Origin of the sequence: Corynebacterium jeddahense, assembly GCF_028609865.1 — a bacterium.
In the GTDB taxonomy this organism is placed as follows: domain Bacteria; phylum Actinomycetota; class Actinomycetes; order Mycobacteriales; family Mycobacteriaceae; genus Corynebacterium; species Corynebacterium jeddahense.
The window spans coordinates 1,904,905-1,929,568 of record NZ_CP063194.1; the positions used below are offsets into that span (position 1 = coordinate 1,904,905).

22 protein-coding genes are annotated in these 24,664 nt (G+C 70.6%); 11 read left to right on the forward strand and 11 right to left on the reverse strand.

Features of this window, described 5'->3' with window-relative positions; translation table 11 throughout:
- Positions 1-6: 6 nt before the first annotated feature.
- From CJEDD_RS09225 to CJEDD_RS09250, 6 genes are all read right to left on the reverse strand, one after another.
- Complete coding sequence (locus tag CJEDD_RS09225) at positions 7-726, reverse strand: 16S rRNA (uracil(1498)-N(3))-methyltransferase (protein WP_042406617.1); 720 nt, start codon at positions 724-726, stop codon at positions 7-9.
- Positions 723-1,856 (reverse strand): molecular chaperone DnaJ, encoded by a 1,134-nt coding sequence (gene dnaJ, locus CJEDD_RS09230; RefSeq protein ID WP_042406618.1) that lies wholly within the window; start codon positions 1,854-1,856, stop codon positions 723-725. The genes CJEDD_RS09225 and dnaJ overlap by 4 nt, the downstream gene beginning before the upstream one ends.
- 10 nt (positions 1,857-1,866) lie before the next feature.
- Positions 1,867-2,880 (reverse strand): heat-inducible transcriptional repressor HrcA, encoded by a 1,014-nt coding sequence (gene hrcA, locus CJEDD_RS09235; RefSeq protein WP_042406619.1) that lies wholly within the window; start codon positions 2,878-2,880, stop codon positions 1,867-1,869.
- Between the two features lie 10 nt (positions 2,881-2,890).
- Positions 2,891-4,009: a radical SAM family heme chaperone HemW gene (gene hemW / locus CJEDD_RS09240; protein WP_198132984.1), complete on the reverse strand. Its 1,119-nt coding sequence runs from the start codon at positions 4,007-4,009 to the stop codon at positions 2,891-2,893.
- Between the two features lie 8 nt (positions 4,010-4,017).
- Positions 4,018-4,686: a hypothetical protein gene (locus CJEDD_RS09245; RefSeq protein ID WP_042406624.1), complete on the reverse strand. Its 669-nt coding sequence runs from the start codon at positions 4,684-4,686 to the stop codon at positions 4,018-4,020.
- Positions 4,687-4,766: 80 nt separating this feature from the next.
- Positions 4,767-6,605 carry an AMP-dependent synthetase/ligase gene (locus CJEDD_RS09250; RefSeq protein WP_042406626.1) on the reverse strand — a complete coding sequence of 613 codons (1,839 nt, stop codon included), beginning with the start codon at positions 6,603-6,605 and terminating at the stop codon, positions 4,767-4,769.
- A gap of 53 nt (positions 6,606-6,658) precedes the next feature.
- Here CJEDD_RS09250 and malQ point away from each other — a divergent pair, with 53 nt between their 5' ends.
- Positions 6,659-8,815: a 4-alpha-glucanotransferase gene (malQ, locus tag CJEDD_RS09255; protein WP_074432508.1), complete on the forward strand. Its 2,157-nt coding sequence runs from the start codon at positions 6,659-6,661 to the stop codon at positions 8,813-8,815.
- 3 nt (positions 8,816-8,818) lie between these two features.
- Here the strand turns inward: malQ and CJEDD_RS09260 are convergent, their stop codons facing one another.
- The 4 genes from CJEDD_RS09260 to CJEDD_RS09275 all read right to left on the reverse strand — a co-directional run bounded on the left by CJEDD_RS09260 (position 8,819) and on the right by CJEDD_RS09275 (position 12,236).
- The gene (locus tag CJEDD_RS09260; protein WP_042406630.1) at positions 8,819-8,965 is read right to left on the reverse strand and encodes a hypothetical protein; all 147 of its coding nucleotides are present in this window, start codon (positions 8,963-8,965) and stop codon (positions 8,819-8,821) included.
- Positions 8,952-9,119 carry a hypothetical protein gene (locus CJEDD_RS09265; RefSeq protein ID WP_198132985.1) on the reverse strand — a complete coding sequence of 56 codons (168 nt, stop codon included), beginning with the start codon at positions 9,117-9,119 and terminating at the stop codon, positions 8,952-8,954. Before CJEDD_RS09265 ends, CJEDD_RS09260 begins: the two co-directional genes overlap by 14 nt.
- The gene (locus CJEDD_RS09270; RefSeq protein ID WP_157034448.1) at positions 9,119-10,192 is read right to left on the reverse strand and encodes a chymotrypsin family serine protease; all 1,074 of its coding nucleotides are present in this window, start codon (positions 10,190-10,192) and stop codon (positions 9,119-9,121) included. The genes CJEDD_RS09265 and CJEDD_RS09270 overlap by 1 nt, the downstream gene beginning before the upstream one ends.
- A gap of 79 nt (positions 10,193-10,271) precedes the next feature.
- Entirely contained in the window at positions 10,272-12,236 is a 1,965-nt protein-coding gene (locus CJEDD_RS09275; RefSeq protein WP_042406634.1) for a M3 family metallopeptidase, read from the reverse strand.
- A gap of 31 nt (positions 12,237-12,267) precedes the next feature.
- Here CJEDD_RS09275 and CJEDD_RS09280 point away from each other — a divergent pair, with 31 nt between their 5' ends.
- Positions 12,268-12,924, forward strand: coding sequence for a carboxylesterase family protein (locus CJEDD_RS09280; RefSeq protein WP_273657491.1), 657 nt, complete (start codon positions 12,268-12,270; stop codon positions 12,922-12,924).
- On the opposite strand, the gene CJEDD_RS09285 is transcribed toward CJEDD_RS09280, so the two are convergent.
- The gene (locus tag CJEDD_RS09285) at positions 12,921-13,520 is read right to left on the reverse strand and encodes a hypothetical protein (protein WP_042407099.1); all 600 of its coding nucleotides are present in this window, start codon (positions 13,518-13,520) and stop codon (positions 12,921-12,923) included. The genes CJEDD_RS09280 and CJEDD_RS09285 overlap by 4 nt on opposite strands.
- A gap of 65 nt (positions 13,521-13,585) precedes the next feature.
- Here CJEDD_RS09285 and CJEDD_RS09290 point away from each other — a divergent pair, with 65 nt between their 5' ends.
- The 9 genes from CJEDD_RS09290 to CJEDD_RS09330 all read left to right on the forward strand — a co-directional run bounded on the left by CJEDD_RS09290 (position 13,586) and on the right by CJEDD_RS09330 (position 24,657).
- Positions 13,586-15,478 carry an ABC transporter ATP-binding protein gene (locus CJEDD_RS09290; protein WP_042407126.1) on the forward strand — a complete coding sequence of 631 codons (1,893 nt, stop codon included), beginning with the start codon at positions 13,586-13,588 and terminating at the stop codon, positions 15,476-15,478.
- Between the two features lie 159 nt (positions 15,479-15,637).
- Positions 15,638-16,759, forward strand: a complete 1,122-nt coding sequence (locus CJEDD_RS09295; protein WP_042407101.1) for a MalY/PatB family protein — start codon at positions 15,638-15,640, stop codon at positions 16,757-16,759.
- 115 nt (positions 16,760-16,874) lie between these two features.
- Entirely contained in the window at positions 16,875-18,275 is a 1,401-nt protein-coding gene (gene brnQ, locus CJEDD_RS09300) for a branched-chain amino acid transport system II carrier protein (protein WP_042407103.1), read from the forward strand.
- 45 nt (positions 18,276-18,320) lie between these two features.
- Complete coding sequence (locus tag CJEDD_RS09305; protein ID WP_042407106.1) at positions 18,321-19,307, forward strand: LLM class flavin-dependent oxidoreductase; 987 nt, start codon at positions 18,321-18,323, stop codon at positions 19,305-19,307.
- Between the two features lie 110 nt (positions 19,308-19,417).
- Positions 19,418-20,197 (forward strand): GntR family transcriptional regulator, encoded by a 780-nt coding sequence (locus tag CJEDD_RS09310; protein WP_042407107.1) that lies wholly within the window; start codon positions 19,418-19,420, stop codon positions 20,195-20,197.
- Between the two features lie 9 nt (positions 20,198-20,206).
- Positions 20,207-21,643, forward strand: coding sequence for an ABC transporter substrate-binding protein (locus CJEDD_RS09315; RefSeq protein WP_042407110.1), 1,437 nt, complete (start codon positions 20,207-20,209; stop codon positions 21,641-21,643).
- Complete coding sequence (locus CJEDD_RS09320) at positions 21,643-22,563, forward strand: ABC transporter permease (RefSeq protein WP_042407128.1); 921 nt, start codon at positions 21,643-21,645, stop codon at positions 22,561-22,563. The genes CJEDD_RS09315 and CJEDD_RS09320 overlap by 1 nt, the downstream gene beginning before the upstream one ends.
- Entirely contained in the window at positions 22,560-23,339 is a 780-nt protein-coding gene (locus CJEDD_RS09325; protein WP_042407111.1) for an ABC transporter permease, read from the forward strand. The genes CJEDD_RS09320 and CJEDD_RS09325 overlap by 4 nt, the downstream gene beginning before the upstream one ends.
- A complete protein-coding gene (locus tag CJEDD_RS09330) occupies positions 23,326-24,657 on the forward strand; it encodes an ATP-binding cassette domain-containing protein (RefSeq protein ID WP_042407114.1) in 1,332 nt (443 codons plus the stop codon). Before CJEDD_RS09325 ends, CJEDD_RS09330 begins: the two co-directional genes overlap by 14 nt.
- Positions 24,658-24,664 lie beyond the last annotated feature (7 nt).

Consider the following 24,664-nt stretch of genomic DNA (forward strand, 5'->3'; position numbering starts at 1 on the left):
CCTACCCTACCAGCGGGTGGACAGCGCGCCGATGGCGCAAAGCCCCGCGAACGCCGCCGACGCCGTGCGCAGCACCTCGGGCCCGAGCTTCACCGGGCGCGCGCCGAGGAGCTCCAGCTCGTCGTCGCCGATGCCGCCCTCCGGCCCGACGATGAGCCAGACCTCGTCACCGAACGCGGCGAAGTCGAGGTCGCGGATGGACTCGGTCGCGTCCTCGTGCAGCACGACCGCGTTGCCGCCGGGCAGCTCGCCGAGCAGCGCGGCGAGCTGGTTCGTCGTCACCGGCTCGCGCACCTCGGGCACCCACGCGCGGCGCGCCTGCTTCGCGCTCGCGAGCGCCTGCGCCCGCCACTTCTCCACCTGCTTGGCCTGCTTGTTCGCGGGCCAGCGCGCGATGGTGCGGTGCGAGATCCACGGCACGATCGCGTCCGCGCCGCCCTGCACCGCAAGGTCGACGGCGAGCTCGGCGCGCTCGCCCTTCGGCACCGCCTGCACGACGGTCACGCGCGGGGTGGGTTGCGGCAGGTGCTCGAGCGTCTCGACGTCGTACCGCACGCACCCCGACCCATCCACCCCGGTGACGGTGGCTTCGGCGCGGGTGCCGTGGCCGTCGATAAGCATGATGCGCTCGCCGGGCTGGATCCGCTTCACGCCGGCGTGCTTCGCCTCCGTACCCTCGAGCACGCCGGCGGCGGGGTCGGGGGCGAGGAAGTACGGCAGGCTCATCGGCGGAACTTGCCGCGCATGCGGGAGAAGAAGCCGTCGCCGTGCTCGTCGTGCTCGGTGTGCACGCGGGCGTCGTCGGGGCAGCCGGCGCGCAGGTCCTCGAGGGCGGCGCGCTCGTCGTTGGACAGCGCGGTGGGCACGGCGACCTGGACGTGGGCGATCATGTCGCCGGCGCCCTCGGCGCGCAGGCGCGGCATGCCCTCGCCGGGCAGGTGGATCGTGTCGCCGGGCTGGGTGCCGCCGGGGACCTCGATGATGGTCTCGCCGCCGGCGAGGTTGTCCACGGCGAGCTCCGTGCCCAGCGCCGCGTCGTACATGGGCACGTTGAGGCGCAGGTGGAGGTCGTTGTTCTCGCGGACGAAGACGGGGTGCGGCTCGACCTGCACCTCGACGTAGAGGTCGCCGGCCGGGCCGCCGCCGTGGCCGACCTCGCCCTGGTCCGCCATGCGGATGCGCATGCCGGAGTTGATGCCGGCGGGGATGTTCACGGTGAGGTCGCGGGTGGCGCGCACCCGGCCGTCGCCGGCGCACTGCGGGCAGGGGTCCTGGATGACCTCGCCGTAGCCGCGGCAGGTGGGGCACTCGCGCGTGGTCATCACGTTGCCCAGGAAGGACTGCTGCGTTTCCTGGATCTGGCCGGAGCCCTGGCAGGTGCCGCACGTGACGGGCTTCGACTCGGACTGCGAGCCGGTGCCGTGGCACTTCTCACACAGCACCGCGGTATCCACGGTGACGTCCTGCTTCGTGCCCGAGAACGCCTCCTCAAGCGTGATGGTGGTGCGCAGCAGCGCGTCGTTGCCCGGCTGGACGCGCGAGCGCGGCTGGCGGGCCCCGGCCCCGCCGCCGAAGAACGCCTCGAAGATGTCGCCCAAGCCCCCGCCGAACCCGGCGCCGCCGCCCATCCCGCCGGCGGCCTCCATCGGGTCCCCGCCGCGGTCGACGATGGAGCGCTTCTGCGGGTCGAGCAGCACCTCCTGCGCCATGGAGATCTCGGCGAACTTCTCCTGCGCCTCCTCGGACGGGTTGACGTCCGGGTGGTACTTGCGCGCCAGCTTGCGGTACGCCTTCTTGATTTCCTGCTCCGTGGCTTCCCGGTCCACGCCGAGGATGCCGTAATAATCGAGAGCCATAACTTCCCTTCTATTCGCCCCGCAGGATGCGGCTGATGTAGCGGGCGACGGTGGCAACCTTCTGCATGGTACCGGGGTAGTCCATGTGCGTCGGGCCGACCACCCCGAGCCCGCCGAGGGCCTCGTCGCCGGAACCGTACGCTGTTGTAACAATCGCGGCGGAAGATAATTCCTCGTCCTCGTTCTCGCGGCCGATGCGCACGGAGACGTGCTCGAGCTCCTGCGCGCTCGCGAGGAGCTTGAGCACGACCACCTGCTGCTCCAGCGCGTCGATGACGCCCTGCAGGCTCCCCGACGGCACGAGCAGGTTTGACGACCCGGCGATGATGAGCCGATCCGGGGCGGCGTCGACGAGCGTCGCGATGAGCACGTCGGAGGCGCGCCGGACGGCGTCGGCAAGCGGGGCGGGCGCGCGCATGGTGAGGTTCGCGAGCGACTCGGAGGCGTCGCGCATCGTCTTGCCCACGAGGACGTCGTTGAGCAGGTCGCGCACCGCCCGCACCCCGTCGGCCCCGATGGGCGCGGCGAGGTCGACGTTGCGCTGGTCCACGCGCCCGGTGTCCGTGATGAGCACGAGCAGCAGCCGCGTCGGCGTGAGCTCGACGACCTCGCAGTGCTTCACCCGCGAGACCGTGAGCGCCGGCAGCTGCACCACCGCCGCCTGGTTCGTCAGCTGCGCGAGCAGCTGCACGGAGCGACGCAGCACGTCCTCCATGTCCACGCCGTTTTCCAAAAAGTCGAGGATCGCGCGGCGCTCCGCGGCGGAGAGCGGCTTGACGTCGTGCAGCGCGTCGACGAACGCGCGGTAGCCCGCCTCGGTGGGGATGCGCCCGGACGACGCGTGCGTCTGCGAGATGTAGCCCTGCTGTTCGAGCACCGCCATGTCGTTGCGGATCGTCGCCGAGCTCACCCCCAGCTTGTGCCGCTCCACGAGCGTCTTCGACCCGACGGGTTCCTGGTTGGCGATGTAGTCGGCCACGATCGCGCGCAGCACCGCCTGCCGCCGCTCGTCCGCAGTACTCATGGTCGCCTCCTCACTCGGCTGCCAGGATATCGGTGATGATGCCGTCCGCCAGCAGCCGGCCGGTGTCCGTGAGCCGCAGCCGCGCGCCGCGCTCGAGCAGACCAGCTCGCACATGCGTATCGACGACGTCCCGCGCCCCCTCCCCAACCAGCCCCGCCGGGATTCCCTCGGCGAGGCGCAGCCCGAGCATGACGGCCTCGGTGTGGGCCTCGGCGTCGGTGACGGTTTCGCTGTCGTCGACCGGCAGGTGGCCGTCGCGAAGCAGCTGCGCGTACCGCTCGGGGCGCTTGACGTTGAAGAAGCGTTCCCGGCCGATGAAGCTGTGCGCGCCCGGCCCGGCGCCCCACCACTGCCGGTTGCGCCAGTAGAGGAGGTTGTGGCGGCACTCCCCGCCCGGCTTCGCCCAGTTCGACACCTCGTACCAGCCGTAGCCGGCGTCCGCAAGCGTGTCGGCGATGAGCTCGTAGCAGTCGGCGTAGGCGTCCTCCTCGGGCGCGGGCAGCTCGCCGCGGCGGATCTTGCGGGCCATGCGCGTGCCATCCTCGACGATGAGCGAGTAGGCGCTCACGTGGTCCACGCCGGTGGCGAGGACGGCGTCGAGGGTGCGGCGGACGTCGTCGTCGGTCTCGGTGGGCGTGCCGTAGATCATGTCGAGGTTGACGTGCTCGAAACCGGCGGCGAGGGCCTCGCGCGCGGCGGCGGTGGCGCGGCCGGGCGTGTGCTGGCGTTCGAGGACGCGCAGCACCGGCGCGGACGCCGACTGCATGCCCAGCGAGACGCGGGTGAACCCCGCCTCGAGCAAGCCGGCGAAGTACGCCGGGCTCGTGGACTCGGGGTTGGACTCGGTGGTGATCTCCGCGCCGGCGTTGACGCCGATCGTCTCGCGCACCATGCCGAGCACCCGGGCGAGCCCGTCCGCGCCGAGCAGGCTCGGCGTGCCGCCGCCGACGAAGACGGTGTCGGCCGCCGGCAGGCCACGCGCGGCGGCGAGCTCGAGCTCGCGGCCGAGCGCGTCGAGGTACTCGGCGTGGGACGAGTCGACCTCCGTCGGGGTGTACGTGTTGAAGTCGCAGTACCCGCAGCGCGTCGCGCAGAACGGGACGTGGACGTAGACGCCGAACGAGTCCATCACGCAGGCTAGGCCCCGCGGCGGGAGCGCTTCGCGGCGACCTTCGCCACGATCCGGTCGATGCGGGCGCGCTCCTCCAAGAACTCCGGCGGGTTCGTGCCCCGCATCGTGCGCACGAACGCGGGGTGGTCGACGCAGACGGTCTCCACCCAGCCGAGCACCGCGGCCTCGACGATCTCGCCGACGCGGGCGTAGAGGTGCGGCAGGCTCACCACGCCGAGCTCGCGCGCCACCATGTCGGTCTGCTCGAGGGTGTAGCCCACCACCTCGCCGAGGTGCTGTACGACGAGGTCGGTGCGGCCCGTGAGCGCGTCCTGCATCGTTTGCACGGAGAACGGCGCCTGGAGGGGGAAGAGGTCGGCGAGGCCGGAGGCGTCGAGAAGCTCGGGCTCCGGGATGCGCTCCTCGGGGCTCGCGGCGGCGGAGAGGTGCCCGGCGGCGCGGCCGGTGGTCAGCGCTTGGCGCAGGCCGATGAGCTCGGCGACAACGCGGCGCGCGTCCTGGCGGGCGTCGTCGACGATCTCGACGAACTCAGCGAGGCAGTCCTCCGTGAGCTCGCCGTCGTAGTCCGCGATCGCCTCCGCGAGGTGCTCGGTGTACTCCGCAACCTCGTCGCCGATGTTGTAGATCTCCTGAGTGAGCTCGCGGTGGCGCAGCACGGCTGCGGACTTGTGCACGGCGAGACCCCCTTGGAGAGAACTGGTAAACAAGTTGGGATGCTATGCCAGAGCGCCCGCCGCACACGGGAGGCGCGCCGCTAACGCTGGTACAGCTTGTCGATGTCCTCCTGGAAGCGCTGGAACACCACGTTGCGCTTCACCTTCATCGTCGGCGTCATCTCGTCGTGCTGCTCGGAGAGGTCGCGGTCGAGGATGCGGAACTTCTTGATCGCCTCGGTGCGCGAGACGGTGGCGTTGGCCATGTTCACGGCGTCCTGCACCTCCGCGCGCAGCGCCGGGTCCTGGGCGAGCTCGGAGACCTTCTTGTTCGCCGGGATGTTGTGGTTCGCCTTCCAGCGCTTGAGCTCCTCTTCGTCGAGCGTGACCAGCACGCCGACGAACGGCTTGCCGTCGCCGACGACGAGCGCGTTGGCGATGAGCGGATCCTGGCGGATGATCTCCTCGAGCGGGCCCGGGGAGATGTTCTTGCCGCCGGCGGTGACGATGAGGTCCTTCTTGCGCCCGGTGATGCGCACGAAGCCCTCCTCGTCCACCTCGCCGAGGTCGCCGGTGTTGAACCAGCCGTCGGTGATCGCCTCCTGCGTCGCGGACGGGTTGCGCCAGTACTGCTGGAACACGCCGGGGCCGGCGAACTCGATCTCGCCGTCGTCGTTGATGCGCACGCTGTAGCCGTTGACGGGGCGGCCGACGGTGCCGACCTTGTTGCCGTCGGCGTTGTTCACGCACGCGGCCGCGCACGTCTCGGTCAGCCCGTAGCCCTCGTAGATGGGCACGCCCATGCCGCGGTAGAAGTGGCTCAGGTCCGCGCTCATCGCCGAGCCGCCGGTGATGCCGTACCAGACGGACCCGCCCATCGCGGCGCGGATCTTCGCGTAGACGAGCTTGTCGTAGACCGCCCGCTTCGCCTTCTGCACCCGCGTCGGGCCTTCCGGGGTGTCCAGCGCCTTCGAGTACTCGACGGCCGCGCGCTCCGCCTCGAGGAACAGCCGCTTGCCCACCGCCGAGCCGTCGGCTGCCTTGTTGTACGCGCCGTCGCGCACCTTCTCAAACACGCGCGGCACGCCGATGACCAGGTTCGGCCGGGCGCGCTGCAGCTCCACCGTGAGCGTCGACGTGTCGGACCAGTGCGACTGCGTCGCCCCCGACAGCGTCCACGAGATCGCCACCGCGCGGGCGAGCACGTGCGCGAGCGGCAGGAACGTCACCATCCGCTGGCCCGGGTAGGACACCTCGCCGATCTTGTTCTCCAGCAGTGCCCAGCACTGGTACGCCCAGTTGCCCTGCGTGAGCTCGACGCCCTTCGGCCGCCCGGTCGTGCCGGAGGTGTACACCAGCGACGCGAGGTCGGGGTGGCGCAGGGCGGCGATGCGTTCGTCGATACGCGACTGCGGCACCTCGCGCCCCTCGAACTTGATGGTCTCCACGCCCGCGGAGTTGAACTCGTAGATGCGCTCGAGCTGCGACGGCGAGTCCGCGAACTTCGGCCGCCCGGAGCTGTCGAGCAAGAACGGCGTCATCAGCTCGGTGTGGTCGCGGGTCTCGGTGAAGGCGATCTTCGCCCCGGAGTCCTCGAGGATCCACTGGATCTGGTGCATCGAGCTCGTCGGGTAGATGGGCACGGAGGCGGCGCCGGCGGCCCAGATGGCGAAGTCGAGCAGCGACCACTCGTAGCGCGTCGAGGAGAGGATGGCCACGCGGTCGCCCGGCTCGACGCCCGCGGCGATGAGCCCCTTGGCCACCTCGTAGACCTCCTGGAGGAACTCCCCGGCCGTGACGTTGACCCATTCGTAGTTGCGGGGCCGCGAGAACAGGACGAGGTGGGGGCGCTGCTCGCACGTTTCCACCAGCCGCCCGATGCACGTGTCCGTGTCCTTGAGTGTGAATCCGAGTTCGGTCGTGTGCGCGTTCGATGGCATGGTGTCCAAGACTACCCCAGCGGGTGGCGGTGAGCTTTGGCAGAATGCGTGGCGTGACCAACGTGGATCTCCTGCACGCCCTCGCCGAGTCCTACGGCTTCGGCACCTCGTACCGCGCCTCGAACGGGCTGATCACCGAGCCTCCGGCGGCGTCGTTTGTCAAGCTCTTGCGCGCGCTCGGGCTCCCGCTTGACGACGATCCTTCGGACGAAGAACTCCTCTTCCACCTCAACGCGCGCCGCGAGTTCTGGGCGACCCGGCCGCTGCCGCCGTGCGTCGTGGCCACCGCGGGGGCGGAGAAGCACTTCAACGTCCACGTGCACGACGGCCACTGGGCGCACTGCTGGATCCGCCTCGAGGACGGCTCCTCGCGCGACTGCTGGCAGGACGAGAACTGGGCGCCGCCCACGACGGGCGCGGACGGCGTCGTGTGGGGCGAGGCGACGTTCCACACGCCGGGCGACCTGCCGCCGGGCTGGCACGAGCTGCACCTCGAGTCCGACGACCTCGACGAGGCGTGCACGCTCATCGTCGTGCCGCAGGCCCTGTCGACGAACGCGGAGGTGGTGCGCGAGCCGGTGTGGGGCGTCATGGCGCAGCTCTACTCGGTGCGCTCGCTGGAGTCCTGGGGCATCGGTGACTTCGCAGACCTCGGCGCGCTCGCGGAGGCGGTGGCGGGCCTCGGTGCGGACTACTTGCTCATCAACCCGGTCCACGCCGCGCAGCCGGTCCCGCCGGTCGAGGACTCGCCGTACCTGCCCACGTCGCGCCGCTTCGTCAACCCGATCTACATCGCAGTCGAGCAGGTGCCGGAGTTCGGGATGCTGAGCGAAAAGGAGCGGGACGTCGTCGATACGCTGGCCGCGCCACTCAAGGCGATGGACCTCACCGCCGACCCGCTCGAGCGCGACCGGGTCTTCGCCGCGAAGCTCGAGGCGCTGCGTCTGCTGCACGACGCCTCCGAGCGCGACGCCGCGCGCACCCACGACTTCGAGCTGTTCTGCCTCGACGAGGGCGAGGGGCTCACGCAGTTCGCCGAGTGGTGCGCCGCGCAGGCGAGCGAGTCGGAGCACCCCGGCTCCCCGCGGCGCGACGGGGAGGACCCGCGCGAGCTCGTACGGTTCTACATGTGGCTGCAGTTCGTCGCCGACGAGCAGCGCCGCATCGCCCAGGAGCGGGCGCTGGCGGCCGGGATGTCCATCGGCATCATGACGGACCTCGCCGTGGGCATCCACCCCGGCGGCGCCGACGCGGCGACGCTGCACGACGTGCTCGTGCCCGACGCCTCGGTGGGTGCACCGCCGGACCAGTACTCGCAGCAGGGCCAGGACTGGTCCCAGCCGCCATGGAACCCGCAGCAGCTCGCCGAGGCCGGCTACGGGCCGTGGCGCGACCTGCTGCGCACCGTGCTGCGCCACTCCGGCGGCATCCGCGTCGACCACGTGCTGGGCCTGTTCCGCCTCTTCTGGCTGCCGCGCATGGACACCCCGCTCAACGGGGCGTACATGAACTACGACTTCGAGGCGATGGTGGGCGTGCTCGCGCTCGAGGCGGAGCGCGCCGGCGCCGTCGTCGTCGGCGAGGACCTGGGCACGTTCGAGCCGTGGGTGCAGGACGTCCTGCGCGACAAGGGCGTGCTGGGCACCTCCGTGCTCTGGTTCGAGTCCGTGCCGCCGGAGACGCCGCGCCCCTCGCAGCAGTACCGCAACCTCGCGCTCACCGCGGTGGGCACGCACGACCTGCCGCCGACCGCGGGCTACCTCGAGGGCGCGCACAACGCGCTGCGCCACAAGCTCGGGCTCGTGGAGGAGTCGCTCGACGAGCTCAACGCCTCCGACGCGGTGTGGATCTCCCAGGTGCTTGCCGCCGCGCAGGCCGAGGGCGCGTTCGCGGGCACGGCGCTCGCGGACGTGGACTTCCTGGACAAGGACCTCGGCGAGTACGACGACGTGGAGACCCTGCTCGTGGGCCTGACCCGCTTCATCGCCTCCACCCCGTCCGCGATGACGTGCACGAACCTCGTGGACATGGTGGGCGACGTGCGCATCCAGAACCAGCCGGGCACCAACCGCGAGCAGTACTCCAACTGGTGCATTCCGCTTTGCGACGCCTCCGGGACCCCCGTCCTCATCGAGGACCTCCCCGAGATCGACCTCGTGGCGCGCCTCGCCGAGGCGTCGCGGCGCCCGCGCACCGACGAGCGCCGGTAACCGCTAGCCGGTGACCGCGCTCACGATCGCCGCGACGACCACGAGCGCAATGAGCACCCACATCACCTGGGTGACCCGCGACTGCGGGTACTTGCGCTGTTGCCGCGGCAGCTTCTGGTCCTGCTTGCGCAGCTCTTCAGGGTTCGCCATGGCCCCTTAGGCTAGCGGAGATCCGCCCGGCCGCGCGAAACACCCAGTCGACGAGCCAGAGCACCACCGCGCCCGCCACCGCGCACGCCGGCACGGCGACGGCGAGGATCACCGGCACCTGCAGCCACGGGGTGAGCCCCATGAGCCAGCCCATCAGATGAGTCCCAAGAGGTAGGCGACGATGGGCACGAGCGCGACCGTCGTGGCGACGCCGAGGACGATCGCGACGGTCTCCACCGTGCGGTCTTTCTCCTTGGCGGCGGGCGTCGGCTCCGGCTCGCGCTGCGGCGGGGCGACGGACGGCACGACCGACGGGGTCGCGGCGCCGGTGACCACCGTCGGCGGCGGCATGGTTGTGGTCGGCGGAGTCGTCGGCGCGGGGGCCGACGTCGTGGTCGCCGGAGGGCGTCGCAACGCAAGCTGCTCCTGGAGGAACTTGTCCACACGCTCGCCGTCGTAGGTGTTCCCGCTGCACATCGTGCTCGCGCGCTCGAGGTCGATGATGATGCCGCCCTTGTCGTCGGTGAGGTAGTTCGCCCCCGACATCACGCCCACGACGCCGCGGCCGGGCACGAACACCGGACCGCCGGAATCGCCGAACTGCGGCAGGCCGGGCGCGTCGAAATAGAGCGTCTTCTCGATCATGCCGACGAACGGCCCGCACGTCGTCGCCGCCGTCCGGCCGTGGGAGGCGTAGCCGTGGTAGCAGACGGTGTCGCCGGGCGTGAGCTCGCTCGCCGAGATGGTCGCGCCGCCGAAGCGGTTCTCGGCCACGTTCACGTTGGTGAACCAGTGGATCTCCGACCAGTCGTTCGCCTCGCCCTTCGGGTCGTACGCCGCGGCCGGGTAGATCGTGCCGGCGGGCCACGGGATCTGTTTACCGGTCGCGTCGGCGAGGTAGACGAGCGCGCCCTGCTTGTTGTACACGCCGTCGCGGACGACGCAGTGGCCGGCGGCGTAGCTCACGCGCCGGGCGGTGTCGTTCGTGCCGATCGTGCAGGTGGTCAGCAGGTTCGCGCCCAGGTTGTCCACGAAGAAGACGTCGCCCTGGCGCGCGTCGAGCGGCGGCGCCGTGAGCGAGACCCCCACGCTGGTCCCCCCGCGCACCGTCGCGGCAGGCGCCGGCGCCGCGGCCCACCCCGCAGCGAGCGCCACTGACGCCGCTGTCGCCACTGACGCCGCGACAGTGAGAACCGCGGCGCTGCGGCGGGTGGCGGGACGGGACATGGAAATATACCTTTGTGCAACTTTCTTAGGTGGGGCTCCCGGCAACTCTAGCGCACCGGGCGCGCGAGACGTAGCCGTTCTACGAGACGGCCCCGCCGAGCCCGCGGCGCTCGAGCAGCGGGCGGGTGTCCTTGTCCCGGCCGCGGAACGCCCGGTACGCCTCGGCGTAGTCGCGCGCGGCGCCCTTGGACAGGATCGCGTCGCGGAACTTCTGCCCCGTCGCCCGGTTGATGCCCTCCTCGCGCACGAGCTCGAAGCCGTCCGCGTCGAGCGCCTCGGCCCACAGGTACGAGTAGTAGCCCGCCGAGTACCCGCCCGCGAAGATGTGGTTGAACCACGTGGAGCGGTAGCGCGGCTCGAGCCCGTCGACGTCGAGGCCCACCTCGCGCAGCGCGTCACGCTCGAACGCGTCGATGGCGGCGGGGTCGGAGGGCACGTCGCCCTCGAGCGAGTGCCACGCGAGGTCGATCGCGGAGGCCGCGAGGTACTCGGCGGTGGAAAAGCCCTGGCCGAACTGGCGCGAGGCCTGCAGCGCGGCGAGCAGCTCGTCGGGGATGACCTCGCCGGTGTCCACGTGGCGGGCGTAGTGGCGCGCGATCTCCGGGGCGAACGCGTAGTTCTCGTTGATCTGGGAGGGGAACTCCACCCAGTCGCGCGGGACGTTCGTGCCGGACAGCGACGGGTAGCGCACGTCGGAGAGCAGGCCGTGCAGCGCGTGGCCGAACTCGTGGAAGATCGTGGTCACCTCGTCGATGGTGAGCAGGTTCGAGCTCACCGACATCACGTTGACCACCACCGGCTTCGTGCCGGCGAGGTGCGACTGGTCCACGAAGGAGCTCATCCAGGCGCCGCCGCGTTTCGACGGCCTCGCGGCGTAGTCCGTGAGCAAGAGCCCGATGCCGGTGCCGTCCGCCTCCTTCACCTCCCACACGTCGACGTCCTCGCGGTACCCGGCGAGGTCCTCGCGCTTGTCCACGGTGACGCCGTAGAGCAGGTTCGCCGCGGAGAAGACGCCGTCGGTGAGCACCTGCTCGAGCGGGAAGTACTTGCGCAGCTCCGCCTCGTCGATGCCGAGCTCCTCCTCGCGCCGCTTCGCCTGCCAGTACGGCCAGTCCGCGCCGTCGACCTCCACGCCGGCGAGCTCGGAGGCGAGCTTGCGCTCCGCGTTCGCGTTCGCCGCGGCCGCCGGGGCGAGGTCGGCGATGAGCTGGCGCGCCGCCGCGGCAGTGCCGGCGGTCTCCTCGGCGATGACGAAGTCGGCGTGCGAGTCGAAGCCGAGTAGCCTCGCGCGCTCGAGGCGCAGCGCCACCGACTCGAGCACGATCTCGGGGTTGGACTCGCGGCCGCGCTGCCGGGAGGCGTCGAAAAGCTTGTGGCGCGACGTCGAGTCCTCGAGCTCCGCCTGCAGCGACTGGGTGGTGGGCAGCTCGACGGGGACGACGTAGCGCCCGCCCTCCTCGTACGCGGCGAGCTGCTCCTCCGACAGGCCGGCGAGCTCGTCGCGCTCGAACGTCACCGCGAGCGCCTTCGTGTCCGCGAGCAGGTTGCGCCCGAAGCGCTCCGAGAGCTCGGAGAGGCGCTGGTTGATCTCCTGCAGGCGGGTCTTGCCGGCGGCGTCGAGGTCCGCGCCGCTGCGGGTGAAGCGGCGCGTGAGCTCGCCGTAGAGCCGGCGCGACTCCTCGTCCTCCGGCGGCTCAACGGCCTGGATGCGCGCGTAGAGCTCCCCGTTCTGGTAGATCGAGTCGACGTGCGCCGACAGCTTCGGCACGATCCGGTCGGCGACGGCGTCGAACTCGTCGGTCGAATCGGTGCCCTGCAGGTTGAAAAACCACGCCATGACGCGGTCGAGATCCGCCCCCGCCAGCTCGAACGCCTCGACCGTGTTCTCCCACGTCGGCTCGGCCTGGGTAGTGATCGCGGCGATCTCCGCCCCGTGCCGCTTAAGCGCCTCCTCGAACGCGGGCTCCACGTGCTCGAGGCGGATCGCGGCGAAGTCCGGCAGGTTGTACGGCAGGGTCGAGGGGGTGAGAAGCGGGTTTGTCATGGCGGACAGTGTAGGCGGATACGATCGGCCCATGGGCGAAATTTCCGCGTTCGACGACCCGCTGCCGGGGCAGCTGCGTATCGACGCCTCCGGCACCCCCTCCCTCACCATCACCGCCCCCGCCGGCACCCGGCCCGGCGCGGACCTGCCCGTCACCGTCGTCCTCGGCGACACTCCCCTCCCCGAGCCCGGCAGCGGCAGCGGCGAGGGCGTCGTCGTGCGGGTGCGCTACCGCCGCGGCTTCGCCGGGTTCCTCCCCCTGCCCGGCGACCCGCCGGGGCACACCCGCGCCGTCGCCGACGCGGCCGCCGCGCTCGCCTGGGTGCAAGACAACGCCGAAGGCTACGGCGGGGACCCGACGAATGTCACCCTCGTCGGCGCGGGCGAGGCCGCCGCGGTGGGGCTTTGGCTGTGCCGGCGCGACCACTACAAAGGCGAGTTCCGCCGCGCCCGGCTTTCCCAGCCGGTGTTCGCGCGCACCCCCGTCGCCCGGCGCAGGTGGCTCGCCCGCGCGGTGCTCGCCGCCCCGCTCACCCGCGACCGGCTGGACGCGCTCGCCCGGGAGCACCCGGCGCGCGTGGAGCGGGCGTACCGCCGCTACGTCTTCTACACCCGCGGCGAGGGGCTCGGGCCAGCCCCGTTCGACGACGCGGAGCTCGCCCCGCTCGCCGAGGTGGAGCTGCGCTAGTTGTTCAGGTTGCCCTTGAACGTGACGTTGCCGATGGTGAACTCGGCGTCCCACAGGTTGCCCACGCTCACGTCGAAGGGGTACTTCGCGTTCACGGTCGCGCCGGGGCCGAGCGGCTGGTCGAGCCCGACGATGTCCACGCCGGCCTCGTCCGCGATGGGCTCGAACGTGGCGTCCTTGAGGTCGCGGCTCGACGAGCTGCCCGTGTTGTAGCGAAGCTTCGGCGTGAGCGCGTCCACGGGCAGCGGCGCGTCCGAGTTGTTGGTCACGGCGACCACGACGATGGAGCCGCCGCCCGGCGCCGTGGAGGTGCCCTGCCACTTGTAGGACAGCTCCATCCCGGGGTCCTTCACCCGCTCGCCGTCGAGTTGGTCGGTGACCAGCGGCTCGACCTGGTTTGTCTGGAAGCCGGGGCGGTGCACGCCGATCTCGTGGCCGCCCTCGCCCTGCGGTGCGGCCTCGCTCGCCTCGACCTGGGTGGTCTCGCCGGACGCGCCCGAGCCCATCGCGTGGTCGTCGTCCCCGCACGCGGCGAGGACAAGGCCCGCGGCGAGCGTGACGGCGACGGCGAGCGTGCTGCGGAAGCGGTGGATCATGGGCGGGCCTTTCGTCGAGCTGTGCTTCGGTGCACCACTGTACAGCGCGCTACCCTGTGGATTTTATGCAGTCTCTCATGCGCGTCGCCCGCAGCGCCTCCGCCCTCTGGCCGTACTACATCGCCGTCGTGGTGGTCTCGTCGCTGGTGGCGGGTCTGGGGCTCGTGTCGCCGTTTTTGGTGCGGGAGGCGACGGACACGATCGTCGCAAAGCTGCACGATGCGTCCCTGCCGGACCCCACCCACACCGTCATCTGGCTCGCGATCGCCCTGTTCGGCGCGGAAGCCACCGCCTCCCTGCTGCGCAACGTCGCCGGCTACCTCGGCGACGTCATGGTCGCGCGCATCCGCCAGATCCTGTCCACCCGCTACTTCGCCAAACTGCTCGCGCTGCCGCAGCGCTACTACGACAACCAGGTCACCGGCACGATCATCGCGCGGCTCGACCGCTCGATCGCGAACGTCACGCAGTTCATCCAGTCCTTCACCAACAACTTCCTGCCCATGCTCATCCAGGTCTTCGCCATCCTGGGCATCACGGCGTACTACTACTGGCCGCTCACGGTACTGCTCGCGCTGCTGTTCCCCCTGTACACGTGGCTCACGGCGCTCACGTCGAAGCGCTGGCAAGTCTTTGAGAAGGAGAAAAACGCCAACATCGACGAGGGCAACGGCCGTTTCGCCGAGGTCGTCGGCCCGGTGAAGGTGACCAAGTCCTACGGCGCGGAGGTGCGCGAGCTGGAGAAGTTCGGCCGCCACTACACCAACACCGTGGACATCACCCGCCCGCAGTCGCGCTGGTGGCACTCCATGGACACCGCGCGCGGGGTGGCCATGAACCTCATCTTCCTGGGCATCTACCTCATCCTCTTCCTGCGCACGCTGCGCGGGCACTTCACCATCGGCGAGATGGTCATGCTCATCCAGATGGTCACCATGGCCCGCCAGCCGGTGACGATGATGAGCTGGATCGTCGACTCCGCCCAGCGCGCCGTCGCCGGGTCGCGCGACTACTTCAAGGTGATGGACGAGCCGGTCGAGCCGACCGCGAACCGCCAGCTCGTCGCCGCGACGGAGGCGAGCGGGATGCCGGAGGTTGTGGCCACGCAGCAAGCCCCGCTGCCCGTTGCGGAGCCCGTGCTCGAGTTCGACGGCGTGACGTTTGCGTACACGGAGGGCGAACCCGTACTTCACAGCGTCAGTTTCGCCGCCCACGAAGGCGAAAAGATCGCCCTGGTCGGCGAGTCGGGCGGCGGCAAGTCGACCATCGTGAACCTGCTGCTCGGTCTCTACCCCGTGAAGCAGGGGCGGCTGCGCGTGTGCGGCGAGGAGCTCGGCGAGCTGGACGTGGAGAAGCTGCGCGCCACCACCGGCGTGGTGTTCCAGGAGGCGGCGCTGTTTTCCGGCTCCGTTTACGAGAACATCGCCTACGGCAAGCCGGACGCGACGATGGAGGAGGTCGTCGCGGTGGCGAAGCGCGCGAACGCCCACGACTTCATTATGAAGTTCGCCGACGGCTACGACACCGTCATCGGCGAGCGCGGCCTACGCCTGTCCGGCGGGCAGCGCCAGCGCGTCGCCGTGGCGCGCGCGATGCTCAAGGACGCGCCGATCTTGATCCTCGACGAGGCGACCTCCGCCCTCGACACCAAGGCCGAGCGTGCGGTGCAGGCGGGCCTCGACGAGCTCATGGTCGGGCGCACGACGCTCATGATCGCGCACCGCCTCTCCACGATCGCGGGCGTGGACACCATCATCACCCTGCGCGAAGGCCGCGTCGACGAGATCGGCTCCCCGGCCGAGCTCGCCGTCTCCGGCGGCATTTACTCCGAGCTGCTGCGCCTGACCGCGTCGTCCTCGGCGGCCGACCGGGAGCGCCTCAAGGCGTTCGGGTTCCACGTCGACGGCGACGGCGATGCTGACGAGGACGAGGACGGCGGGGGCAGCGAGCGCAACTAGTCAGCGCGCGCGACCGGGTGCTCGGCGACTGGGTGATGTCCTCGGTCGTGTGGGGGTACCGGCAGACGGAGCGCGAGCCGCGTCGTCACGCAAACCGCCCCATCGCGCGCCCGAATCAAACTCTCGAGTCCGCGTAGCCGCGGCGCTACCGTGGCGGGCATGGAATTTCCCGACCTCGAGACCCTCAAAGCCCGCGGCACGCGCAAGTGGACGCAGTTCGGCGGGGACGTCCTGCCGCTGTTCATCGCGGAGAGCGACTTCCCCACCGCGCCCGCCGTCAAGCGCGCGATCATCGACGCCGCCGAGCGCGAGATGTTCGGCTACACCCCCGCACCGCACGCGCACCACCTCGGCGAGGCGGTGGCGGACTTCTACGGCTGGCGCTACGGCTGGCGCCCCGCCCCGGAGCGCGTCTTCCCAGTCGCGGACGTCGTTCGCGGGGTGTTGCTCGCCATCGAGTACTTCACGCAGGGCCCGGTGATCGTGCCGGTGCCGGCGTACTTCCCGTTCCTCGACGTCGCCCAGGTGGCCGGGCGCGAGCGCGTGGACGTCGGCTCGGCGAACGGGCTCGACCTCATGGAGGTCGACGCGGCGTTCAAGAACGGGGCGGGCAGCATCATCGTCACCAACCCGTTCAACCCCGGCGGCTACATCTTCGACGCCGAGGAGCTCGACCAGATCTGCGCGATCGCGCGCAGGTACGGCGGGCGCGTCATCGTCGACGAGATCCACGCCCCGCTCGTCTACGAGGGCACGCACGTCTGCGCCGCCGCGAACAACCCGGACGTGTGCATCACCGTCACGGCGACGTCGAAGGCGTGGAACGTCGCGGGCCTGAAGTGCGCGCAGATGATCTTCTCCAACGACGAGGACGTGGCCACCTGGAACGCCATGTCGGGCGTGGCCAAGGACGGCGTGGGTACCCTCGGCATCGTCGCCGCCGAGGCGTGCTACACGCAGGGCCGCGAGTTCCTCGACGAGGAGGTCGCGCAGCTCAAGGACAACCGGGACTGGCTCGTCGAGCACCTCCCGCAGGCCGTGCCGGGTATCGGCATCGAAGTGCCGCAGGCGACCTACCTCATGTTCCTCGATTTTTCGGGCACCAAGCTTGTCGACGATCGTCCCGCCGCCTGGCTGCGCCGCCACGCCAAGGTGGCCATGAACGAGGGCGTGGACTTCGGCCCCGGCGGCGAGCACCGCGCGCGGCTCAACTTCGCCACGAGCCCCACGATCCTCGAGGAGGCGGTGCGGCGGATCGGCGACGCCGTCGCCACGCTGTAGCGCGGCACCATCCCGCGCGGCCCGCTGACTGTCCCACGCTGCGGAACCCAGTTCCCGCCTAGCGGGCCGTTAGATTATGCTGAGACCACTCCAACGAAACGAGAGGGGTCTCCCTATGGGTTCCACAGCGGTCTCCACGGCTGACGGGCAGCCGCAGCACAAGCGCTCGACGAGCGCGATCGTCGTGACGGCGCTCGCCTTGTTCTCCATGTTCTTCGGCGCGGGCAACCTCATCTTCCCGCCCATGCTCGCCGTGCAGGCCGGCGACAACTTCTGGCCGGCGCTCTTCGGCTTCCTCGCCACCGGCTCGCTGCTGCCGATGCTCGCCGTCGTCGCCATCGCGCTGTCCGGCTCGAACCTGCGCGACCTCGCGCAGCGCGCCGGCACCGCCTTCGGCATCGTCTTTCCAGTGCTGGCGTACCTGTCCATCGGCGCGTTCTACGCCCTGCCCCGCACGGGTGCGGTGTCGTTTGAGACCGCGATGACGCCGCTGTTCGGCTTCGACTCGCTGTTTGCCTCCGGCGTGTTCAACGTCGTGTTCTTCGGCGTCGCCCTGCTGCTGAGCTGGAACCCGAACACGATCATGGAGACCCTCGGCAAGTTCCTCACCCCCGCGCTGCTCGTCCTGCTTGTCATCATGATCTCGGTCGCCGCCTTCCGCTGGAACGCCGAGCCGGTCACGCCGAGCGAGCCGTACGACGACGGCCCGTTCACCGCGGGGCTGCTCGAGGGCTACCTCACGATGGACTCCATCGCGGCGCTCGCGTTTTCCATCGTGGTCATCTCCACCCTGCGCGGCCGCGGGTTCAAGGAGGGCAAGGAACTGGTCAACGGCACCATCACCGCCGGCATCGGCGCGGGCATCATGCTCGCGCTTGTCTACATCGGCCTCGGGCTCATCGGCCGCGTCATGCCGGGCGCGGGTGAGTTCGACAACGGCGCGGGCCTGCTCGCCGAGGCCGCGCACCGCACCATGGGCGGCGCGGGCCAGGCCGTGTTCTCCGCGATCGTGCTGCTCGCCTGCCTCACCACCGCCGTCGGCCTGATCACCTCGACCGCCGAGTTCTTCTCCGAGCAGTTCGCCGGCTCCTACCACGTGTGGGCCGTGACCTTCGCCGTCGCGTCCATGATCATGGCGACCCAGGGCCTCGACTTCGTCATGTCCATCGCCGCCCCGGTCATCGGCTTCCTCTACCCGCCGGCGATCACGCTCATCTTCCTCACCCTCATCGAGCCGGCTTTCCGCGCCCGCACCCGCTTCAACTGGGCGTTCTTCGCCCCGCTTTGGGTCGCTGTCGTGTGGTCCGCGATCGAGACGTTCATCTCGCAGGGCTGGGCCGCAGACGCGCTCACCCCGCTCGTGAGCTGGTCGCCGCTGTTCGACGAGGGCCTCGGCTGGATCGTGCCCGTGCTCGTGGCGTTCGTCGTCGGCCTGGCCATCGACTTCGCGCGGCCGAAGCCGGCGATGATCCCGGGCACCATGGAATCGGTCGAGGGCGAGGACCTTTCCGCGTAGGCGGCGGGACGCACGTCGAGACGCGGAATGCGTACTGTGGGGGCCATGAACGCACCGCTTTCCCTCATCGACTTCTGCACCCGCCTCCCCGACGAATCCGTCGGGGAGGCGATACAGCGCTCCGTCGCCTTCGCGCAGCAGGCGGAGGTGCTCGGCTACGAGCGCATCTGGTACTCCGAACACCACAACATGTCGAGTATCGTCTCCTCCTCCCCGGCGGTGCTCATCAGCCACATCGGCGCGAAGACGAGCCGCATCCGCCTCGGCGCGGGCGGGGTGATGCTGCCGAACCACGCGCCCTACGTCGTCGCCGAGCAGTTCGGCATGCTCGCCGAGCTCTACCCCGGCCGCATCGACCTCGGCCTCGGCCGCGCGCCCGGCACCGACCAGCAGACCCTCGGCCGCGCGCTGCGGCGCGACCCCCGCTCGGCCGAGAACTTCCCGCAGGACGTCCAGGAGCTGCAGGCGTGGCTGTCCAACGAGTCACCGCTGCCGGGCGTGACGGCGGTGCCCGGCTTTAACACGAACGTGCCGCTCATCATCCTCGGCTCGTCGATGTTCGGCGCGACGCTCGCGGCGAAGCTCGGCCTGCCTTACGCGTTCGCCTCCCATTTTGCGCCGCAGCACCTCGAGGAAGCGACCGCCTACTACCGCGAGCACTACCAGCCCTCCGCGCGCCACCCCGAGCCGTACTGCATCGCAGCGGTCAACGTCACCGCCGCCGACACGGAAGAGGACGCGAAGCGTCAGACGCAGGTCGTGCACCGCAACCGCGTGCGCGCGTTCATGGGCCAGCAGGGCAAGGTGCTTTCAGACGACCAGGTGGACACCGTGCTCAATTCCTTCCAGGGCCGCCAGATCACGGACATGCTGCGCTACACCGCCGAGGGCACCGGCGAGCAGGTCGCGGAGTACCTCGAGCGCTTCCGGGCTACCGCCCAGGCGGACGAGCTCATGATCTCGCTACAGTCCGGCAGCCACGAGGAGACGGCGCGCTCGATGGCAATCCTCGCCGAGGCGTGGAACAGCTAGAACTCTGCGGCATATATGGGACACATCTCCAACTAATAGGCGTCTGGCGATCGTTGGCTTAGTATCGGTGCATCCTTGTCCCGCGTTACACCTAAAGGACGTGACCCCACATGGCCCAATCGCCGAACGGCCCTCTCCGCCGACCGCAGCAGCACGAGGAGATTGCCGACTACCTGCGCGACGAGATTTTCGCCGGCCACATCCCCGCCGGCGAGTCGCTGCCTAGCGAGGTTGAGCTGTGCGAGCAGTTCAATACCTCGCGCGGGCCGGTCCGGCAGGCCGTCGCCACGCTACGCGCCGAGGGGCTGCTCTCCTCCGGCCGCGGCCGCCGCTCCCTCGTCCTGTCGAACACCCGCACCGAGACCTTCGAGGAGATCCTCTCCAACACCTCCTGGATCTACCGCATGGGCAAGGAGCCGGGCGAGGTGGTCGAGGAGTTCGGCGTCAGCCCCGCCGACGAAAAGATCGCCGAGTGCATGGGCATCGACTCGGGCGACGACGTGTTCATCGTGCGGCGGGTGCGCACCGCCGACGGCGAGCCCATCGTCGCCGAGGAGATCGCGTTCGACGCCTCGCTCGCGGAGACGATCCAGGGCATCGACACCTCCGAGGAGTCCATCCACCGCGAGCTCATCCGCGCGGGCACCGACTTCAACAACATCTCGCGCGCGTTCACGGTCGAGCAGGCCGACGAGGCCACCGCGGCGAAGCTCGGACTCGAGCCCGGCGCGCCCGTGCTCGTGATCAAGATCACGGCGTACACCCACAACGGCAAGATCCTCTCCGTCGCCCGCGACGTGTACCGCACCGAGACCCTGCGCTTCGGCCTGAACAACGTCCGCGGCCACTCCTCCCCCCTCTGGTTCCAGGTGGAGTCCTCCATCCAGTAACCTCTCAGCATGCGCACTCGGACGCTTGCTGCAGCCGTCGCACTCGCCACGCTGGCGCTGCCCCTCGCCGCATGCTCGAGCACCGCGCCCCGCGACGAGGTCGTCGTCGCGGCCGCCGCGGCCCCCGCCGGGCTCGACTTCACCACCACCGGCGGCGCCGCCGCACCCCAGGCGCTCGTGGGCAACGTCTACGAGACGCTCGTGCGTATCGACGCCTCCGGCACCCCCACTCCGCTGCTCGCCGAGTCCTGGGACCGCGACGGTGGCGTGTTCACGTTCCACCTCCGCGACGGGGTGACGTTCTCCAACGGGAAGCCGTTCACCGCCGACGACGCCGCGTTTTCCATCAACTACGTCAAGGACAAGTGGACGAACGGGCTCAAGGCGCAGATGGACCCGGTCACCGCCGTGGAGGCGCTCGACCCGCGCACGCTGCGCGTCACCGTCGGCGGCGACGCGGCGGCGCAGGACGCGTGGCTGTGGTCCATGGGCACGCTCACGGGGGCGATGATGACGCCGGAGGGCGTCGATACGCTGGCGACCGCGCCCCTGGGTACCGGCCCGTACACCGTGAAGCGCTTCGACGTCGGCGAGGCGATTGAGTTCGACGCGCGCGGGGACTACTGGGGCGGGCCGGTCGCGCACGACGCGGAGATCCGCTACTTCGACGACCCGGTCTCCGCCGTCAACGCGCTGCGCGTGGGCGACGCGGACGTCGTGTGGGCGATGCAGGCGCCGCAGCTCATCGACACGCTGCCGGACGACATCCGCGTCGAGGTGGGCACGACGAACGGCGAGGTGCTGCTGTCCATGAACAACAAGCGCGCTCCCTTCGACGACCCGGACGTGCGCCGCGCTGTCGCCTACGCCATCGACCGCAAGGCCGTCAACGACGTGGTCTACAACGGCCTGGCCACCGATACCCGCGGCGCGCCCGTGCCCCCGACGGACCCCTGGTTCCCGGGGCGCGACTACTACCCCTTCGACCCGGACAAGGCCCGCGAGCTCCTCGCCGGGCGCACCCCGGAGATCACCATCACGGTGCCGAACCTGCCGTACGCGCAGACGGCGGCCGAGCTCATCTTCTCCCAGCTGCGCGACGTCGGCTTCACGGTGCACCTGGAGACGGTGGAGTTCCCGGCCGTGTGGCTCAACCAGGTACTCAAGGGCCACGACTACCAGGCGTCGCTCGTGGCCCACGTGGAGCCGCGCGACGTGCCCATGCTCTTCGGCAACCCCGACTACTACCTCGGCTACGACTCGCCCGCCGCGCGCGAGGAGATCGCCGCCGGGGACATGGCCGGCGCGGTGGACACCATCATGGGCGACGCCGCGGCGCTCACCCTCGTCAACGCCCCGAACATCGTCCTGTTCGCCCCCGGCGTCGGCGGCCTCGACCCGAACGTGGTCACCGACTCCCTGCGCCTGAGCGAGGTGACCAAGTGATCCGCACCATCGGCAGACACCTGCAGCGCTTCGCGCTGCTGCTTTTCGCCGCGAGCCTCATCATCTTCACGCTGCTGCGCGCGGTGCCGGGCGACCCGGCGCGCGTCGCCCTCGGCGTCTCCGCCACCGAGGAGGCCGTCGCGGAGCTCACCGCCCGCCTCGGCCTGGACAAGCCGCTGCCGCAGCAGTACCTCGACTGGGTCCGCGGGCTGCTCACCGGCGACTTCGGCATCTCCATGTCCTCGGGCAAGGACATCACCGACACCGTCCTCGAGCGCGCCGGCGTCTCGCTCACGCTCACGCTGCTGGCCATGGCGGTCTCGCTCGCCGTGGCCGTGCCGGCCGGCGTCTACCTCGCCCGGCGCGCCCGCTCCCCCGGCGGCGCGGTGGTGGGGGCGCTCTCGCAGGTGGGCATCATCGTGCCGTCGTTCCTCGTCGGCATCGCCCTCGTCGCGCTGTTCTCGGTGCGCCTCGGCTGGCTGCCGGCGAACGGCTGGGGCAGCCCCGCGCACGCCGTGCTGCCGGTCGCCTCGCTCGCGCTCGTGCAGGCCTCGATTCTCACCCGTTACGTCGCCGCCGCGGTGCACGAGGAGATGGGCAAGGACTATGTGCGCACGGGGCGCTCCCTCGGGGCGTCGATAAGCAATGTGCTCTACTCCTCCGCCCTGCGCAACGCGGCGCTGCCGGTGATCACGGTCGTGGGCGTGCAGCTCGCGTCGCTCGTGGTCGGCGCGGTGGTCATCGAGCGGGTGTTCACGATCCCGGGGTTGGGCTCGCTGCTTCTCGACGCCGTAGGCAACCGCGACCTCACCACCGTCCAGACCGTGATGATGGTTATCGTCGCGTTCACCCTCGTGGTGAACCTCATCGTGGACCTCACCTACGCGGTGGTGGACCCGCGGATTCGGAGGCAGGCATGACCAGGCAGCAGAAGGTGGGTGCCGTCCTCGTCGCGCTCGTGGCCGCGTGCGCGCTGCTCTCGCTTGTGTGGACGCCGTACGATCCGCTGCAGGCGGACCCGGCCGCGCGGCTCGAGGGTTCCTCGTGGCGGCACTGGATGGGCACCGACCAGTTCGGCCGCGACATCGCCTCGCGCGTCATGGACGGCGCCCGGCTCACGCTCACCGTCGCGGTCGGCGCGGTGGGCATCTCCGCGCTCGTCGGCGTGCCGCTCGGCATCTGGGCGGGGATGCGCCGCGGGGCCTCGAAGGCGATTATGGCCGGCGCGGACCTCCTGCTCGCGTTTCCGGCGCTGCTGCTGGCCATCGTGTTCACGGCCGTGTTCGGCGCGTCCATCTGGATCGTCGTGCTCGCCATCGGCATCGCGGGCATCCCGGGCTTCGTGCGCGTCGCCCGCGCCGGGACGCTGCAGGTGATGCACAACGACTACATCCTCGCCGCGCGCGTGGCCAAGGTGCCGGGTCCGCGGATCGCGTGGCGCCACGTCGTGCCGAACATCTGGCCGATCGTGCTCACCCAGGTCTCGGTCGCGGTGGCGCTCGCGATCCTCGCCGAGGCCGGCCTGTCGTTTCTGGGCCTCGGGGCGCCCGCGCCGTACGCGTCGTGGGGGCGCATGCTGCAGGCCTCCCAGCCGTACCTGGCCACCTCCCCGCACCTCGCGCTGTGGCCGGGCCTGGCCATCGCGGTGACGGTGCTCGGCTTCAACCTGTTGGGGGACACCGATGATCGACGTTAAGCACCTCACCGTCCCCGGCATCCTCGAAAACATCACGTTTTCCGTCGGCCCCGGCGAGCGCGTCGGCATCATCGGCGAGTCCGGCTCCGGCAAGTCCGTCACCGTGCTGTCCATCATGGGGCTGACCGACCTGCCCGCGACCGGCTCGATCACCGTCGACGGCGTGGAGATGGTGGGCACCCCCGACCGCGTGCGCCGCCGCGTGCGCGGGCGCAAGGTGGCCATGGTGTTCCAGGAGCCGATGACGGCGCTCGACCCGCTGAAGAAGGTCGGCTCGCTCGTGCCGCGCGAGCTGCTCGCCGAGGTCGGCGTCGACCGCCCCGGCGCCTACCCGCACGAACTTTCCGGCGGGCAGCGCCAGCGCGTCCTCATCGCGCTCGCCCTCTCCCGCGACCCCGACGTGCTCATCTGCGACGAGCCCACCACCGCGCTCGACGCGATCGTACAGGCGGAGATCCTCGACCTGCTCGACCGCCTCGTGCGCGAGCGCGGCATGGGGCTGTTGTTCATCTCCCACGACCTCGCCGTCGTGCGTCGCATGACCGACCGGGTGCTCGTGTTCAAGGACGGGCGCATCGTGCCGCGCGATTCCGCCTACGCCCGCGAGCTCGCCGCCGCCGCGATCCCCGGCGCGCCGGCGGTGCCGGTGCCGCTCGGCGAGCCGGTCGTCGAGCTCGAAGACGTCACCCTCGAGCGCGGGGGCACCCGCGCCGTCGACGGCGTCTCGCTCGCCGTGCGCGCCGGCGAGCGACTCGCCGTCGTCGGCGGCTCCGGCTCCGGCAAGACCTCGCTGCTCCACCTCATCGCCGGCCTCGTGCGGCCGACGTCCGGCACGGTGCGGGTCGCCGGCGACGTGCAAATGGTCTTCCAGGACCCGTACTCCTCGCTCGACCCGCGGATGGCCGTCGGGGCGTCGATACGCGAGGCGGGCGTCGACGAGGCCCGCGCCGACGCGATGCTCGAGCGCGTCGGGCTCGCGGGCACGGGCACGCGCCGGCCGGCGCAGTTCTCCGGCGGGCAGCGCCAGCGCATCTCCATCGCGCGCGCCGCCGCCCCGCGCCCGAGCATCCTGCTTGCCGACGAGCCCGTCTCCGCCCTCGACGCCACCATCCAGCGGCAGGTGCTCGACCTGCTGCGCGACACCGTCGGCGACGGCACGCTCGTCTTCGTCACCCACGACCTGCAGGTCGCGCGCGAGCTGTGCCCCACTGTCGCCGTGATGCAGGCCGGGCGCATCGTGGAGCGCGGCGCCACCGCCGACATCTTCGACGCGCCGGAGCACCCCTACACGCGAGAGCTCCTCGAGGCGGTGCTCTAGACCGTAG